We start from the raw sequence: 15,458 nt of genomic DNA, 5'->3' as shown, positions 1-15,458 counted from the left end.
TCCAACCGTTTGTCATTAGGAGTTGGTTGTTCCTCTATTAGCCCTTTTCTTTAGTAGGATGATAAATAGTATAAATAAAACTACAACAACCAACATCGCAGTTAGATAGGCGATGTTTATCCCTGCTTTTTCAGAAAGTACATAAATCTCTGCTTCCTCTCTATCCAGTACTAGATTGTACGCACCCTCGTTACTTCGAACTAAATCGCCCGCAAGCAGACCACGTAATTCCATGTCATCCTTTAAATCCTCAGCAGGAATACTTACATTTTTGGTTCCAGAGGTATTATTTATGGCAATCACTGAAATTTCATCTTCATATTCCCGTTTAAAAACAGCCATTCCATCTTGCTCATGCAATAATTCAAATGATCCTCTAGCAAGTGAAAGATTTTTCTCACGTACCTCTCCTAATTGTGTAAGATAATCAACTAACTCCTTATCAGTCAGAAAGTTCATTTGCCCAAAATTCTCTGGAGTTTCTCCTCCATCTAGCGCAATCTCACTTCCATAGAAAACGATAGGGATTCCTGGTGTGGTGTATAAATAAGTTAACGCCATCTTCCACCTTGCTCCTGGGTGTTCATTTAAAACAACGGTATCCCTTGTAAATCTCGACGTATCATGGTTATCCATAAATTTCGTAACTAAAGCAGGGTTTTGAAAAAGATTCTCCTTTTCTTCAAGGGCTGAAAATAATCCAGCCATTGACTGATCAGGCTGTGCAAATGCTGCTCTTAAAGGTTCATTCGATGGATAATCAAGAAACCCATCCAGCCCTAAATCTTCATACTCTACGATGGATGTAAAATCATTAGACCTTACTTCTCCGAGTAGATAAACATCTTCTTTCACACCTTTGACTTCTTCAGAAAATTCCTTCAAAAAGTCGGCAGGTACTTGATGGACATGGTTCACTCGATAACCATCAATCTTTCCTTCTACAATCCACCATTTAGCTGCATCTAAAAGATATTGCCTAACTTCTCGATTTTCATGATTTAACTCTGGTAAACCCTTTAACCAAGAATCCCCAAACTCTTCCTGATTATCGCCATTCTTGATGTCAGTTTCTTTTTGAAACCAATCCGATTTTGATGAATCACTTAACCACGGGTGATTCGGACCTACTTGATTGACGACTATATCAAGCATTATCTTCATATCGCGATTATGAACTTCATCTACCAATCTCTTGAATGTTTCCATTGTTCCAAAATGCTCTTCTGGCTTGGTAAAATCATGGGTCCAGTATCCATGGTAACCTTTGCTCACGTTATCAAAGACAGGGGATAATAGGATAGTGGTAAACCCCATATCCTTTATGTAATCCAACTGTTTGATGATTCCTTCAAAATCCCCACCATGATAGGCCTGTGAATCTTTTGTGTTTACTTCATAATCATTGGTATTATCACCATTATTAAAGCGGTCAACCAAAATGGAGTAAATTGTTTCATCCTGCCACTTACGCTCTTCATTTTCCACTGCTGCTGCAGGAAAGGCATAAAATAAAAGTAAGGACATGGTCATGAAAACAAGAATAATCTTTTTCATCCTGCTTCCTCCTCTAAAATTTCAGGCAAAAAAACGAGTACTTACATCTACCCTATATTAGAGTATCCCTTGTCCCCTAAGACGTCAAATAAGATCTCTACATAAAACAAAATAACCTATTATAAATACTCATATTAAAAAACCCCGTAATGTTTACGGGGGGTATAGTCATTAATCCACTATATTAACATTATAATCTTTAAACCAGATATGAATTTGAGCAATATGGGCGAGCAGCTGTGGTCCAGTCATCAACTGACCAAACCAAGGTGCCTTGAAGCTAGACCCATTTGTTTCGATCATTTCTTTTAATTGATCTCGCTCAAAGAATTCATGCAATGCACTATTAGAGTCTTCCAAATAACCTGTTAACATGTTTTTAACGGCGTCAGTATAAATTGGATTGTGGGTTTTAGGATAAGGACTTTTTTTCCTATATAAAATTTCATTTGGTAAGAGCCCTTCTAAAGCTTTACGAAGGATCCCTTTTTCTCTGTCTCCATGCATCTTCATCTCCCATGGAATGTTCCATACATACTCTACTAGGCGATGGTCAGCGAATGGAACACGTACCTCAAGGCTAGCTCCCATACTCATCCGGTCCTTACGGTCAAGCAAGGTCGTCATAAACCAAATGATATTCAAATAAAACAGTTCTCGCCTACGAGCTTCCTCCCTTGATTCTCCTTGGAGACTTGGCACCTCAGCAATGGTTTCATTGTATTTTTCCATCATATATTCTTTGAGGTTGAGCTTTTTCTGCCACTCGCTCCTAAGCAGACCTTGTCTAGCTTCTACCGATCTCATCCATGGAAAACCTGGGCGGTTAAGATCCTCTTCACGGCGGAACCATGGGTAGCCGCCAAAGATTTCATCCGCACATTCGCCGGACAATCCCACCGTAAAATCCTTCTTAATTTCCTTACAAAACCATAACAGCGAAGAATCAATATCCGCCATTCCAGGTAAGTCACGATAATGTACGGCATCTACAAGATAATCTGCAAGGTCCTGCTGGGAGATGACACAGTTATGATGGACCGTATTAAAAGCATCAGACATTTTCTTGATAAAAGCTCCGTCAGAGTTTGGTTGGAATTCATTAGCCTTAAAGTGCTCATCATTTCCCTCATAATCTACTGAATACGTATGGAGCTTCCCTTTTCCGTCTTTTGCATATTCATTAGCGGCAATAGCCGTTATTGCACTCGAATCTAAGCCACCGGATAAGAATGTAGTTAGAGGCACATCAGACACAAGCTGCCTTTTTACTGCATCTGTAAACAGAAAGCGAACTTTTTCAGCGGTTTCCTCGAGGTTATCCTGGTGAGCTTCACTCTTAACGTTCCAATACCTCCAAATCTTTAATCCATCTTTAGAAAATGTCAGCGAATGAGCGGGGCGAAGTTCTTTAATGCCTTTAAATACGCCACTTCCAGGTGTTCGTGACGGTCCAAGTCCAAATAATTCACTTAACCCCTCTCGATTAACCTCAGCTCGGATTCCTGGATTCGCGAGGATTGCCTTTAACTCGGATCCAAATAAAAGACCGCCCGTTGTTTCAGTATAGAATAACGGTTTTACACCTAAACGATCCCTTCCAATAAATAATTTCTCCTCTGTTTCATCCCAAACCGCGAATGCAAATATCCCATTTAAGTATTCAACACAATTTTCTTTCCATTCCATATATGCAGTTAATAAAACTTCTGTATCAGAATGACCCTTAAAGGAATATCCTATTAATGAAAGCGTTTTTCGTAGATCTTCTGTATTATAAAGCTCACCGTTGTAACAAATGGTAAAACGCTGATCGCCTTTCAATCGGGTCATCGGTTGCTTTCCACCTTCTGGGTCAACCACCACTAGACGTTTATGCCCAAAAGCAACGTGGGTATCAAGCCAAACATTCGTATCGTCCGGCCCCCTTTGAGCTAAAGATTCCGCCATCTTCGTTATCGTCTTCTGCTCATTTCTTAAATTTTTCCTATAATCGATCCATCCTGTTATTCCACACATCTAGCATCCATCCTTTCGTAGCGGAACATCAAAATTTGGGCTATGGTTAATAGTATGCAAGAAGCTACTATATGGTTAACGTCCATACAATCTCTGTGAAACTGTAAGGCCCGCTTCTCCCTGAATCAAATGGAGACATCCAAAATGACTGTTTTCGTAAAGAAGGTTCTTTACCCATTATTAAAAGGCTACCTAATAGTGAAACAAGGCTTCATTTAGCACTTTTGTATCAAGAGAAGAAAAGTTTGAAAAATGAGCTTCAAAATAGACGAGATAATTCTTCACAATGGTTATATTTTTTAATAAAACTGTCTAGAAAGGATGGTGAATAGCTAAATACGGAGGACAATGATGAACCAACAACAGAGATTAAAGCTAATTGAAAAGCAACAACGAGCTTATGAAACCGGTACTATTGAGTTTATCAACCAACAGTGGGTTTTTTTTGATGAAGAAACCGAAGAAGCTTCCCTGCTTGACCATTATCTTCATCAGGAAATAGATGTTTTGCGAAGCAAAGTATGGAACAAAGGGTTTTTGATAGAAGGTGCCCGAATTCAGTGTGGCAAAGAAATTTTTGAACTTAAAGACCGTGAAACCATAAGGATTAGAAAGCAATTGATTTATTCTCTCGAAAGGCTGTTAGATGAACTACAAGATGAAGCTTTTTTTTACTTTTTAACGACGCTTAACTCCCTCCAATTTTCGATACATGATTGTATTTACTGCTATAACCATCTGAACTTTTTAAATACAAATGAATCAGCTGGAGGAGTTAATTTTTTAATTTTTGATAACGAAGAGGAAATTTGCAGCATTCAGCATCACTTCGACTATGGAACAACGCGAAATGATCGCTTCGAATTCACGCTTAACAGTGGAAAACGGACTGTCATTGAGAAAATTTCTTGATGCTAAGAAAGAGCCTAAGATGGCTCTTTCTTTTGCTTTCTGGTTAGATATAAATCTCCCGATTAGCAAACACTTCAAATTCTTGCGAAACAAGAGGTTTTTGGATGAAGTAGCCCTGCGCGTAATCACATCGCAGATCCCGAAGAATATCTGCTTGCTCCCTTGTCTCTACTCCCTCAGCAATAATATCCACTTCAAGCCCCTCACCCATTGTAATTATTGCTTTTACTATGGCCTTATCTGTAGGGATTGCCTGGATATTTTTTATAAAGGAACGGTCAATCTTCAGTGAGTTAATTGGAAGCCTACGAAGATAGCTTAAGGACGAATAGCCAGTGCCAAAGTCATCGATTGAAATTCTTACCCCTGTTTTTTGTAGCGCTTTCAACAATCTTATACTAGTATTCAGCTTTTGGATCATCGCACTTTCCGTAAGTTCGAGGGTTAAGTAGGTAGAATTTAATCTTGATTGTTTAATGGCTAATCGAACTTCCTGAAAAAATGCAGGGTTTTGTAGTTGTTTTCCAGATACATTTACCGATACACCTAGATGGCGCATCCCCTTTTGTTGCCATTTCTTCGTCTGTCGGCAGGCTTCATTCAAAACCCATAAGCCAATTTCATCAATCAGACCTATTTCTTCAGCTAGAGGAATGAACTCAGCTGGTGACACTAGTCCTAGTTGGGGATGGTTCCAACGGAGAAGCGCCTCATTAGCATTAATATGACCAGTTTCTAAATCCATTAATGGCTGATAACAGAGGAAAAACTCATTTCTCTTCAGTGCCTTCCGCAAGGAATTTTCAAGTTCAAATCGTGATAAGATTTTCCTTTTCATTTCAGCTTCATAGAAGGTAATTTTGTTGCCACCAAGTTGCTTGGATTTATTCATTGCTGTATCTGCATTTCTTAATAGAGAGTGTTCATCAAGTCCATCCTTAGGGTAAATGCTTATTCCGATACTAGCCGTAAGCATAACCTCTTGATCTCCATATACGAAGGGGTCAGCCATTCGCTCCAGGATGATTGTTGCCAATTTCAGCACCTCGTGAGGATTGGTGATAGTTGTAATCAGCAGAGAAAATTTATCTCCCGTAAACCTACCCAGATAGGACTCTTTTGGAATATTCCTTTTCAATCTTAATGCCAGTTGTTTAAGAATAAAATCGCCCGCGGCATAGCCTAGACTCTCAATAATATACTTAAACTGATCCACATCGATAATCAATAATGCAAACACAAACTGACTTTTAGGAGTAGCTAATCCTATTAATTGTTTAAGATGTTCCGCGAACTTTATTTTGTTTGCTAATCCTGTTTCTAAATCATAGTAGGCAAACTTAAAGATTTTCTCGTCTAACAACGTAAAGGAAAGAAGTGTCTTTTCTTCAACAATACTCTTTGGCAGATTTCCCCCTTCAGGTTCCATTTGGATGATGATAGCTGAAGGAAAGTGTTGGTTTAGTAATTTAGTTACAGTTAGATTATGACATTCATTTCTAGAGGAGATTTGGATTAAAAGGTTGGGGACATCCATCAAACCATGCTCTTTTAGAAAAGATTCCAACTGTACATCATGCTCATATACGCAAGAAAATGTCTTCGCCATGATAATCTCCATTTTCATGTAATTTCCCCAATATCCCTATCTCTTAAATTACCATATTTTCATCGAAGTAATTAGCCTATATAAAAAAAAAGAAACGCTGACAAGTAAGTAGCAGCGTTTCTTTTTGTGATATTAAAATAAATCCGTTCCAAGGGGCAGAGAGAACCCTAGATAAAGGACAAGCAATAGCGCAATAATGAATTGAATCCATAACCCCTTTGTAGGTGCCCCTTTAGCTGTACGTCCTAAAATCATTTCAATCATAGCAATGACCCATAGGCCAACTGCCACTTTTACAATATAAAGGAAACTAATAGTAGTTAGGCTGAAGATTAGGCCCAAACCGGTAGCAAGAATCAAAATGTATAAGACTCTTAAAATCATCTTTAACACTTTGAAGCCTTTTTCTTTTCCACTTTTGTGTAACCCTAATGCAACAAAAAACAAAATAAGGGCTAAAAACCATGTGGTCATATGAGCATGTACCATAGAAAGTTGCCTCCTATATATAAAAATTCTTCATTATCATATCACAGAAGGCAGGAAAAGCCTAAAAATATGTTAGTAGAGCCACATTTTGTCTCACAATGAACATGAATCTACCATGATCCTCCCATCATTCACCGATGGTATTTTCTAATGTGCCGATTCCTTCAATCGTGATTTCCACTTTATCTCCAGCTTGTAAGAAGCGTGGGGGCTTATATCCTGACCCTACTCCTGCTGGTGTACCGGTTGAGATAATATCTCCCGGCTCTAGGGTCATTCCCTTGGATAATTCTGAGATAATTGTTTCTACTGAGAAGATAAAATGCTCTGTATTTGAGGACTGTCTGACTTCCCCATTTACCTTAGTGACAATATCCAACTGATTTGGATTTGCAACTGCTGACGCCTGCACAATGCATGGACCGATTGGACAAGATTCATCTAAACTTTTCCCAATAAAGTATTGCTTATGCTTAAACTGTAAATCCCTTGCAGTAATATCATTGATGATGGTATAGCCGAAAATATGGTCAAGGGCCTCTTCTTTTTTTATCCCTTTTCCTTGTTTACCTATGACAATCGCAAGTTCTCCTTCATAATCAAGACTGTCCGTCACTTCACTATGTAATGGAACCATTTTTCCATGACCCGTTACAGTTGTAGGAGCTTTTGTAAACACTAAAATATCTTCAGGAATATCGTCTTTGCTTCCACCAAGTTCAAGTGCATGGTCCACATAGTTTTTTCCTACACAAAAGATATTCTTGCTAGGTCTTGGAATAGGAGCAAGTAGCTCTACAGAATGTAAAGGAATATATAGATCCTCTGGTGCGGCATTCAACACAGTTTGTACATAATCAATAAATCGTGCTCCTGATGAGATACCGCTAACCAGACTTTCCGGGCAGTTGTTTGTACCGAAAAGCTTTTGTTCAGCCAGTGATAAAGGAAGCACATTCTCCTCCGTTTCATCCAGTAAACCTACAAATATTCCATTCACATCTTTTGCCGTTACGAATTTCATAAAAATATCGACTCCTCCCGTTGGATTATGACAAATTAAAAACAAGCTTCAAGAGAAGCTTGTTTTCTAGTTTACAAACCTTCCTGATTTCCCAACCGATTCCCAGTATTCATTCCGAAGCTGTACTTTTTGTATCTTTCCTGAAGCCGTTTTTGGAAGCTCGTTCACAAACGTAACACCAGTAATCGCCTTGAAATGGGCAAGTTTTTCTCTTGAGAATTGAATCAACTCTTGTTCCGTCACAGTCTTTCCTTCTCTTACGACTACATAAGCATGAGGGGTTTCTCCCCATTTTTCATGAGGGACAGCAATAACAGCTGCTTCTAGAACAGAAGGATGTTCATATAAAGCCCCTTCTACCTCAATAGAAGAGATATTCTCCCCACCTGAAATAATGACGTCTTTTTTTCGATCTACAATTTCAATATTGCCGAATTCATCAACATTAGCCATATCCCCAGTATGAAGCCACCCCGCCTGTATGGCCTGCATTGTAGCTTCATCATTTTTCCAATAGCCCTTCATGACCCCATTGCTTCTAACGACAACTTCACCGATTTCTTTCCCATTATGAGCGACCTCAGTTCCTAACTCATTCAGGACCTTTACTTCCGACCCAATCATTTGAATACCAGCTTTCGCCTTCATGCGATACTGCTCATTTAATGGCAAATCTTTTAAATGAGATCTAATGGTTGAAACCAAACTTAGCGGCGAGGATTCAGTCATCCCATATACTTGGATGAATTCCCACCCAAGCTCTTTCTCAACTCTTGTTACGAAAGCTGGAGGCGGTGCTGAGCCTGCAATGACTACGCGAATATTTTGGCTGAACTCAGGGACATTTTTCTCATAGTATTGAAGAAGAGAATTCAATACAGTTGGTGCCATGTGCATAATGGTCACTCCCTGTGTTTCAATAGCGTTAAATATCGCTTCTGGTGATGCCTTTCTTAAACAAACCTGTGTCGCCCCATTAGCAGTGTAATAGAATGGTGAGCCCCAACCATTCACATGAAACATAGGTAAGACATGGACTAACACATCCTCATCAGAAACGCGTAAATGGTGCATCGAACTTAAAGCATGTAGATAGTTGTTCCGATGAGTAAGCATGACCCCTTTTGGATTTCCTGTTGTCCCACTAGTGTATAGGAGACTACAAACATCCTGTTCATTTATATCTTCACGATTAAAGCGACTAGGGGAATGACTGCTTAACCATTTATCATAGTCGATTTCACCACAGTTTCCATCATGATAATGAACAATGATTTTTTCAACATGCTTCAATTTGTCTTTAATCGGGCTTATCAGATGATACAATTCCTGATCTACAAATAAAATTTTCGATTCGCTGTGATTCAGGATAAATAAATAGTCATCTGGTTTTAACCGAATATTTAATGGAACCATAATCGCTCCCAGCTGAAATACACCGTAAAATCCTTCGAGCATTTCAACTGTATTAGGAGCTAGATAAGCAACACGATCCCCCTTCTTAACGCCCAAATCTCTAAGACCATCCGAAAGACAGTTAACTCTGGCATTAAGTTCCTGGTATGTAAACACCCTGTTGTCACAAATAATGGCTTTCTTCTCTCCATAAAGTGAAACGGCACGATCTAAAAATTGTGTTAAGATCAACGGAACATCCATTCTAAACCCCTCCCTTATTGGTAGCGCTTTAATACAGAAAATTCTAATAATATAGTAACATATTAATCGATGATTTAGTATTCATTTCTTTTAAAATAGGCATTTTAATCACACCAACTTGGAAGCGACATAGGATATAAAAGAAATATATTTGCATAAGGGTGTTGTCGTATGCCAGCAATTGTTGGAGCAGTTCAGGTCATTTCAATTGGAAGTAGTGGCGTTTTTAATATTGGAGATGCTTATAAAATTATGCCTGTTTCTACGGCAAAAACATTTTCGGGAGCAGGTTCATTTAATACGGGGGATGCTATAACCCTTTATAATAACAGGAGCTCAACCAACACGTTTGACCAAGACGGTGTTGATCAAGGGAATTATTTTAATGCATGATAAGCAGGTGAGAAGATGGCCAATTACTACATTCAACAATCAATTAATATAAATATGCTTCGTATTGATGGAATAAGCAATTCTTCCGTCTTGCAAATAGGGAGCGCTGGAATCATCAAACCAGCCTCTTATCTTTATAATACCGGAGGCTTTACAGGACCAGCTCCACAGGCCGGTAGTGTGGCAACTCAAGAGGGATCGCCACCAGCACCTGTCGTACCACTCCAATCACCTACCGCAACATAGAAAAGCGGAAGCGCCCTGTTCAGCGGCGTATGGCCTGGAGCACTCCAACCGAGATATAGGAAACACGAAGAGCGGTAGCGCATTCGTGCTTGACGCAATCGTTGCGGCGGAGAGCGAAGGACACTAGCCGCTAGGGCGCTGGAGCTAGAAAAATTGAAAAGCGGAGGTGCCCTGGCCAGAGGCGTAATGCCTGGAGCACTCCAACTAATTAAGTATTGAGGTGAGTGCTTGTGAATGCTGAATTCTATCAATATATGAAAGAACTACACATCTTCATTGAATCTCAAGCAAAAAAGATAAAGAAATTAGAAAGTAGTGTAACTGAGTTACAACAAGAGGTAGCGAACTTAAAAGCTAGGCCACCTGTCCAAGTGGGAAACATCGAATATAAATTCGACCAATTAAAGGTAGAGACTCTTGATGGTACTTTAAATATTGGCTTAAACCCTTCCGATTTGGAAGGTATCACTGATTTTACAGTGGACAACAAAAACATCCAAACCCCAAATAACTCTTCGCCCAAAAAACTATTTAAACGAAGCATGGAAATTGAAAATGAGGTAAGGGATTACCTAGAAAGTCAACTTCCAGAGATTTATCAAGAAACTAAAGACAAACTCCAGATGACTATTGATGACGCTTATTATCAATTCATAAGAGAAGATATTCTTAAGCAACTTCCAAACCGGGTGCAAACCCATCTGAGCAATTTAAAAGATGGAGAAAGAGAAACTGACGAACATACAAAACAAATAGTTGTTGAGAATATGAAAAAGGAAATTCAGCAAGGAGTTTACTTATTTTTAGAGCAAGTCCACAAACAAACAGGGGGAGGAAACAAATGAACTTTCATGTCTATAACAGAGATATTTCGGTAGGCGCCATAAAAGTTAGTGCTGTAGCCAGTTCATCGCTTTTCCTCGTAGGTGATGCCGAGACCATTCAACTAGCTTCGACTTTTGATACTCCACCAGAGTCACTGATTATCGGCCCATTTGTTCCACTTGCTCCGGAGTCGGGGTCTAGGTAGGTATGTTGCAACGCACCGCATCAGTTAACAATGTAGAAATGGATAGTCTTGCGATAGCATCTGTCTTCCAAATTGGAGATTCAAACTTAATCCAGGGATTTTCTCGGGCTATAGCCGTGCAAAGAGAGGTAGAGCTATTCTTTGATAATGAAGGAAATTTTGCTAATTACCCAATTTTTTCTGAGCCACTCCCACTGATTCCCATCTCGGAAACAATCAATATGTCTCGCCAGAACATCAATCCATTTATTAAAGTGGGGAATATTGATATTATCGGGGTTTCTTCTTCATCCATTGTACATTTAGGAAACACCAACCATGTTACCTTGGAAACACGAGTCAAACATATTCGTCAGTTGTCTCCAAAAAAATAAACAAATTCACCCAGTTTTGCATAATGTACTAAGAGCCTAATTAAAGAAGGGTGTTTTTCAAATGCCAGCGATCATTGGTCCTGTACAAATTGTCAACGTGGGAGGGGGAACAGTCCAGTTCGGTGACTCCCTTTTTATTTCACCTAAAAGCAATTCTAAAACGAACTCAGGGCAAGGTGCCGGAAACACTGGCGGTTTTATTGTAGCAAATAATGGCCTAAACGCTAGTAATGTCGTCGATAGTAATCTAATTGACCAGCCAAATATTGGGAATAATTAATTGCTTACAAAAGAAGTGAAGCACCTGATAAAAATCTCCTGAGAAATAAAAAGCGGGTCCAGTAAAAAATCACTGGACCCTGCTTTTTTTGTTTTATCTACTCTTCCAATTTTAATAGATGCCCACCGTCGAAAAAGAATAAATAACGTTCCTCAACTGGTCTCTTCCAAATTTCTTCAAGTGCTTTTCCATAAAGGCTCAACTGAAGTCGGTAACGTTCTTCAAGAATTGGCTTTGCTTGTTCAAAACCACCTTTAAAGCGAGTCGTAATGGCATCTGTCTTAAAGTCAAGCAAGACTGTTCCTTGTGCATCCTCGAATACACAGTCAATAACCCCCTGGACAAAAATAGGCTCTTCTGGGCCATCCCAATGAGGATATACCTGTTTTGCTGAAAGCGATAAATAGAACGGAACTTCTCTATTTACTTTTTCAGAACGAGCGAGACGCTTGCCAATCTCGGTGTCAAAAAAGGCAAGAATCCATTGAAGCTCTATCGCCTCTCGCTGCTCTGGGTACAAAAGTTCTGAAGCTACCATCTCATCCAACTGCTGCCTTAAAGAAGCCTCCGTTACAGGTTTACTAAGATCAATATGTTGCATCACCATATGCATTGCTGTTCCTTTTTCTGCCGGAGTCAATTGTTTCTCTTGCATAAACCTTGGTCGATTCATGATTGGTTTAGAAAACTTTCGAACAAGTTCTGTGCCACTTTCTGCATCACGTACCTCATGATTCCTCTTCAACTCCGAAACAGACTGTTTAGATCGATGAGTGGCGGCATCTAGGTATTCGTATTCCCAAGTTAACCGATTGAAGATTTCATTCGCATATGGCGAATTCTGTTCGACTGGTTGCCCTTCGCGAACTTTCTCCATTCGGGTCTCTTGTTCTACTTTTTCTTCCTCCAAAAAGGTTGCAACTTCCTCGGCCTGATGAATATGGATTCTCCATCTTGATGGATGCCCTGCTAATTTTTCAGGGACCATTATGTTCCTTATTTTAGAAAACAAGCTCTGGAACACAGTGGATTCCTGGTGCCGAATTAAAGAAGGACCAATCCAGTCAAGGTACCGATTTGCGGAGGCGCGTAGGTGTTCTTCAAGAAGCCAATCAGGATGATTTGCTACCTCAGACCAATTATCAACCGTTTTTTCAGCATCCTTTACAGAAGCAATTAAATAGAGCCTTTCCTTCGCTCTTGTCAAAGCAACATAGAGAACACGCATCTCCTCAGCTAACATCTCCATTTTTTTCTTGCGCTTAAACGCTAGCTGCGGTAATGATGGATAAGATATTCGCTTTTCTGGGTTCACATACTTGGAAGCGAAGCCGAACTCCTTATCAAGCATATACTGCTTTTTTAAATCCATTGTATTAAACTGACGGGCTAGTCCTGCAACAAAGACGATTGGAAACTCCAAACCTTTACTGCTATGAATGGTCATGATCCGGACAACATCCTCCTGCTCTCCAATAGCCCCAGCAGCACCTAGGTCATCCCCGCGGTCACGCATTCGTTCAATAAAACGTAAGAATCGAAAAACCCCTCTAAAGGACGTAGCTTCATACTGTCTCGCTCGATCATACAAGGCTCTTAAATTTGCCTGTCGTTGCTTGCCAGCCGGCATCCCTCCGACAAAATCAAAAAATTGCGTTTCACGGAACAATTGCCAGATCAACTCCGACACAGAACCCATTCTTGCATTCGTCCGCCATTTCTTTAAGTTATCAAAAAATGGCCGAACCTTTGCGTAAAGCTCCTCATGCTCAGGTGTTGGTTTCCTACGACAAAAAGTAGTAAGAGCTTCAAAGAACGTGCCCTTTTTATCGGCAATGCGAACCTTCGCAAGTTCTTCTTCGTTTAAGCCGACAATCGGGGAACGAAGTACAGCCGCTAGTGGAATATCCTGGAACGGGTTGTCAATCACTTTAAGCAACGAAAGCATAATCGCCACTTCGGTTGCGTCAAAATATCCTGTTGAAAGATTCGCATAAACAGGAATCCCCTGTTGCTTAAATTCTTCCATAATCTGTGGTGCCCATGTCATCGACCGGAGAAGAATCACTACATCCCGATAATTTGCTGGCCTTTCACTTTTCGTTTTAGGGTTGTATACTCCTTGACGTTCTGTTACGAGTGCTTTGATTTGCTTAGCAATCAGCCTAGCTTCAAGTTGAGATTGTTCAAGGTCCTCGATATCATAGGTATCCTCACTCACTTCATTGCTACTGGACTCCTCTGACACCTTTCCTTCCGAATCAATCAACATCAATTCGACTGGATAGGATGCTTCTTCCGGATAAGAAGCTCCTTTAACTAACTCTGCACTCTGATCATAGTGAATTTCCCCAACCTGAACGCCCATGATCTGTTTAAAAAGATAATTGGTTCCATCAAGAACTTCGCCACGACTGCGAAAATTTCGCGACAAGTCAATCTTTAACCCAGTATTTTCCCCATCCTCAGTAAACCTGTTATATTTACTTAAAAACAAATTTGGCTCGGCAAGACGGAACCGGTAGATGGATTGCTTCACATCTCCAACCATGAATAAGTTCCCATTTTCCTCACCATCAGTGGTGACTAAATGAAGAATCGCTTCCTGAACCATATTGGTATCTTGATATTCATCGACAAGTACCTCATTAAATTTCCTACGATACGCCATGCCGGCTTCAGAAGGAATGAACCGCTGCTCGGCTTCTTTTCCCTGAGATAGGATATCAAGGGTATAATGCTCTAAATCGGAAAAATCAACAATTCCTTTTTCCTGTTTAACTAGGTCAAATCTCTTATTAAACTCTTTTACAAGCTCAGTTAAGGTGACAATGACTGGTTTCATTTCAATCATATCTTTTAAGAAACTTTCAGGTCGACGTGTGAATAGCTCCGCTTTTAAATCAAGCACCACTTTCTTTGCTTTATCACGCAGCTTGCTTGCTTTATCAATTAAATCCTTATCATATTGTTTCGGACTACACGGTTTTGCACGTTTAAAATCAACCAATTGAATAGCATCTGACAGTGCATTCCATGATTCCTTTTGTGCTGTCAGCAGTGTCTCGATGATATGCAAATCCTGCTCGAAATTTTCAGCCCTTGGGGCAGGTCCCTCCGGCATCCTCGTTATCTCTAACCCTTGCTCCAGCATTTTTTTTGCTCCTTGAAGCTGAAGTTCAATATCAAACAAGAGCGATTTCATAAATGGTAAAGCTTCAATCGGCATCTCCTGATGAATATCATACATCGCAACAATACAGTTTAAGTACTCTTCAGGCGAAGGGTTCGACTTTGCAAAATCATAGAGATCGAGAATAATATCCTTTAGGGCTTCATCACTTCGGTCATTGGTAAAGGTATCGACTAACCTAAAAAACGACTGGTTTTCAGGTTTTCCATATTCCTCTTCAAATAAATCATCGATGACTTCATCTCTCAACAACTGTCCTTCTGTTGTATCAGCAATCCGGAACCCTGGATCAATATCAATCATATAATAGTATTTGCGAATGACCTCTAGGCAGAATGAGTGTAGAGTTGAGATACTTGCTTTGTTTAGCAAGCTTAATTGCTTTCTAAGATGAATAGAATCTGGTTCCTCGTCTATTGCTTTCTCAAGTGCTTCCCCGATTCGATGGCGCATTTCTGCCGCCGACGCATTCGTAAAGGTAACAACTAAAAGCTCGTCCACATCAATCGGTTGGGCTTGAGAAGTAATTTTCTTGATAATCCGTTCAACCAAGACCGCTGTTTTACCTGAACCTGCAGCGGCAGCAACAAGGATGTCTTGACCACTGGCCATAATCGCCTTCCATTGATCATCTGTCCAGGTGGCACCTTCAGGCTTTGGTGGAATATTCATT

The 15,458-nt window shown here is 40.0% G+C and carries 14 protein-coding genes; 7 read left to right on the top strand and 7 right to left on the bottom strand.

Features of this window, described 5'->3' with window-relative positions:
- Positions 1–15: 15 nt before the first annotated feature.
- A complete protein-coding gene (locus H0185_RS00510) occupies positions 16–1,557 on the bottom strand; it encodes an alpha-amylase family glycosyl hydrolase (RefSeq protein ID WP_221870139.1) in 1,542 nt (513 codons plus the stop codon).
- Positions 1,558–1,728: 171 nt separating this feature from the next.
- Entirely contained in the window at positions 1,729–3,576 is a 1,848-nt protein-coding gene (gene asnB / locus H0185_RS00505) for an asparagine synthase (glutamine-hydrolyzing) (protein ID WP_221870137.1), read from the bottom strand.
- Positions 3,577–3,927: 351 nt separating this feature from the next.
- Here asnB and H0185_RS00500 point away from each other — a divergent pair, with 351 nt between their 5' ends.
- Entirely contained in the window at positions 3,928–4,488 is a 561-nt protein-coding gene (locus tag H0185_RS00500) for a DUF2777 domain-containing protein (protein WP_221870297.1), read from the top strand.
- A 43-nt stretch (positions 4,489–4,531) separates the two neighbouring features.
- Here H0185_RS00500 and H0185_RS00495 read toward each other — a convergent pair whose 3' ends face one another.
- The 4 genes from H0185_RS00495 to H0185_RS00480 form a co-directional block, all read right to left on the bottom strand.
- A complete protein-coding gene (locus H0185_RS00495; RefSeq protein WP_221870135.1) occupies positions 4,532–6,115 on the bottom strand; it encodes a putative bifunctional diguanylate cyclase/phosphodiesterase in 1,584 nt (527 codons plus the stop codon).
- 114 nt (positions 6,116–6,229) lie between these two features.
- A complete protein-coding gene (locus tag H0185_RS00490) occupies positions 6,230–6,586 on the bottom strand; it encodes a YisL family protein (RefSeq protein WP_221870134.1) in 357 nt (118 codons plus the stop codon).
- 127 nt (positions 6,587–6,713) lie between these two features.
- Entirely contained in the window at positions 6,714–7,610 is an 897-nt protein-coding gene (locus H0185_RS00485) for a fumarylacetoacetate hydrolase family protein (protein WP_221870132.1), read from the bottom strand.
- Between the two features lie 66 nt (positions 7,611–7,676).
- A complete protein-coding gene (locus H0185_RS00480) occupies positions 7,677–9,269 on the bottom strand; it encodes a long-chain-fatty-acid--CoA ligase (protein ID WP_221870131.1) in 1,593 nt (530 codons plus the stop codon).
- 171 nt (positions 9,270–9,440) lie between these two features.
- On the opposite strand from H0185_RS00480, the gene H0185_RS00475 reads away from it, so the two are divergent.
- The 6 genes from H0185_RS00475 (at position 9,441) to H0185_RS00450 (ending at position 11,592) form a co-directional block, all read left to right on the top strand.
- On the top strand, positions 9,441–9,662 hold the full coding sequence (locus H0185_RS00475) for a spore germination protein (protein ID WP_221870129.1): 222 nt from the start codon (positions 9,441–9,443) through the stop codon (positions 9,660–9,662).
- A 15-nt stretch (positions 9,663–9,677) separates the two neighbouring features.
- Entirely contained in the window at positions 9,678–9,908 is a 231-nt protein-coding gene (locus H0185_RS00470) for a spore germination protein GerPB (RefSeq protein ID WP_221870127.1), read from the top strand.
- A 230-nt stretch (positions 9,909–10,138) separates the two neighbouring features.
- The gene (gerPC, locus tag H0185_RS00465; RefSeq protein ID WP_343223053.1) at positions 10,139–10,753 is read left to right on the top strand and encodes a spore germination protein GerPC; all 615 of its coding nucleotides are present in this window, start codon (positions 10,139–10,141) and stop codon (positions 10,751–10,753) included.
- A complete protein-coding gene (locus H0185_RS00460) occupies positions 10,750–10,938 on the top strand; it encodes a spore gernimation protein GerPD (protein WP_221870125.1) in 189 nt (62 codons plus the stop codon). The genes gerPC and H0185_RS00460 overlap by 4 nt, the downstream gene beginning before the upstream one ends.
- A 2-nt stretch (positions 10,939–10,940) precedes the next feature.
- Positions 10,941–11,312, top strand: a complete 372-nt coding sequence (locus H0185_RS00455) for a spore germination protein GerPE (protein WP_221870123.1) — start codon at positions 10,941–10,943, stop codon at positions 11,310–11,312.
- Between the two features lie 61 nt (positions 11,313–11,373).
- Positions 11,374–11,592 (top strand): spore germination protein, encoded by a 219-nt coding sequence (locus tag H0185_RS00450; RefSeq protein ID WP_221870121.1) that lies wholly within the window; start codon positions 11,374–11,376, stop codon positions 11,590–11,592.
- Positions 11,593–11,689: 97 nt separating this feature from the next.
- On the opposite strand, the gene addA is transcribed toward H0185_RS00450, so the two are convergent.
- A complete protein-coding gene (gene addA, locus H0185_RS00445; protein ID WP_221870293.1) occupies positions 11,690–15,457 on the bottom strand; it encodes a helicase-exonuclease AddAB subunit AddA in 3,768 nt (1,255 codons plus the stop codon).
- Position 15,458: the final 1 nt, after the last annotated feature.

The organism is Mesobacillus maritimus (genome assembly GCF_019749255.1).
Taxonomy (GTDB): Bacteria; Bacillota; Bacilli; order Bacillales; family Cytobacillaceae; genus Mesobacillus_B; species Mesobacillus_B maritimus_A.
This window is presented reverse-complemented; position numbering and strand designations above follow the sequence as displayed.

Bases quoted from the DNA above. Each gene is read 5' to 3' on its own strand.
- H0185_RS00500 (WP_221870297.1), top strand. From the start codon at position 3,928: ATGAACCAACAACAGAGATTAAAGCTAATTGAAAAGCAACAACGAGCT.
- H0185_RS00485 (WP_221870132.1), bottom strand. From the start codon at position 7,610: ATGAAATTCGTAACGGCAAAAGATGTGAATGGAATATTTGTAGGTTTA.
- H0185_RS00470 (WP_221870127.1), top strand. From the start codon at position 9,678: ATGGCCAATTACTACATTCAACAATCAATTAATATAAATATGCTTCGT.
- asnB (WP_221870137.1), bottom strand. From the start codon at position 3,576: ATGTGTGGAATAACAGGATGGATCGATTATAGGAAAAATTTAAGAAAT.
- H0185_RS00475 (WP_221870129.1), top strand. From the start codon at position 9,441: ATGCCAGCAATTGTTGGAGCAGTTCAGGTCATTTCAATTGGAAGTAGT.
- H0185_RS00495 (WP_221870135.1), bottom strand. From the start codon at position 6,115: ATGAAAATGGAGATTATCATGGCGAAGACATTTTCTTGCGTATATGAG.
- H0185_RS00450 (WP_221870121.1), top strand. From the start codon at position 11,374: ATGCCAGCGATCATTGGTCCTGTACAAATTGTCAACGTGGGAGGGGGA.
- addA (WP_221870293.1), bottom strand. From the start codon at position 15,457: ATGAATATTCCACCAAAGCCTGAAGGTGCCACCTGGACAGATGATCAA.
- H0185_RS00490 (WP_221870134.1), bottom strand. From the start codon at position 6,586: ATGGTACATGCTCATATGACCACATGGTTTTTAGCCCTTATTTTGTTT.
- H0185_RS00455 (WP_221870123.1), top strand. From the start codon at position 10,941: ATGTTGCAACGCACCGCATCAGTTAACAATGTAGAAATGGATAGTCTT.
- H0185_RS00480 (WP_221870131.1), bottom strand. From the start codon at position 9,269: ATGGATGTTCCGTTGATCTTAACACAATTTTTAGATCGTGCCGTTTCA.
- H0185_RS00510 (WP_221870139.1), bottom strand. From the start codon at position 1,557: ATGAAAAAGATTATTCTTGTTTTCATGACCATGTCCTTACTTTTATTT.
- H0185_RS00460 (WP_221870125.1), top strand. From the start codon at position 10,750: ATGAACTTTCATGTCTATAACAGAGATATTTCGGTAGGCGCCATAAAA.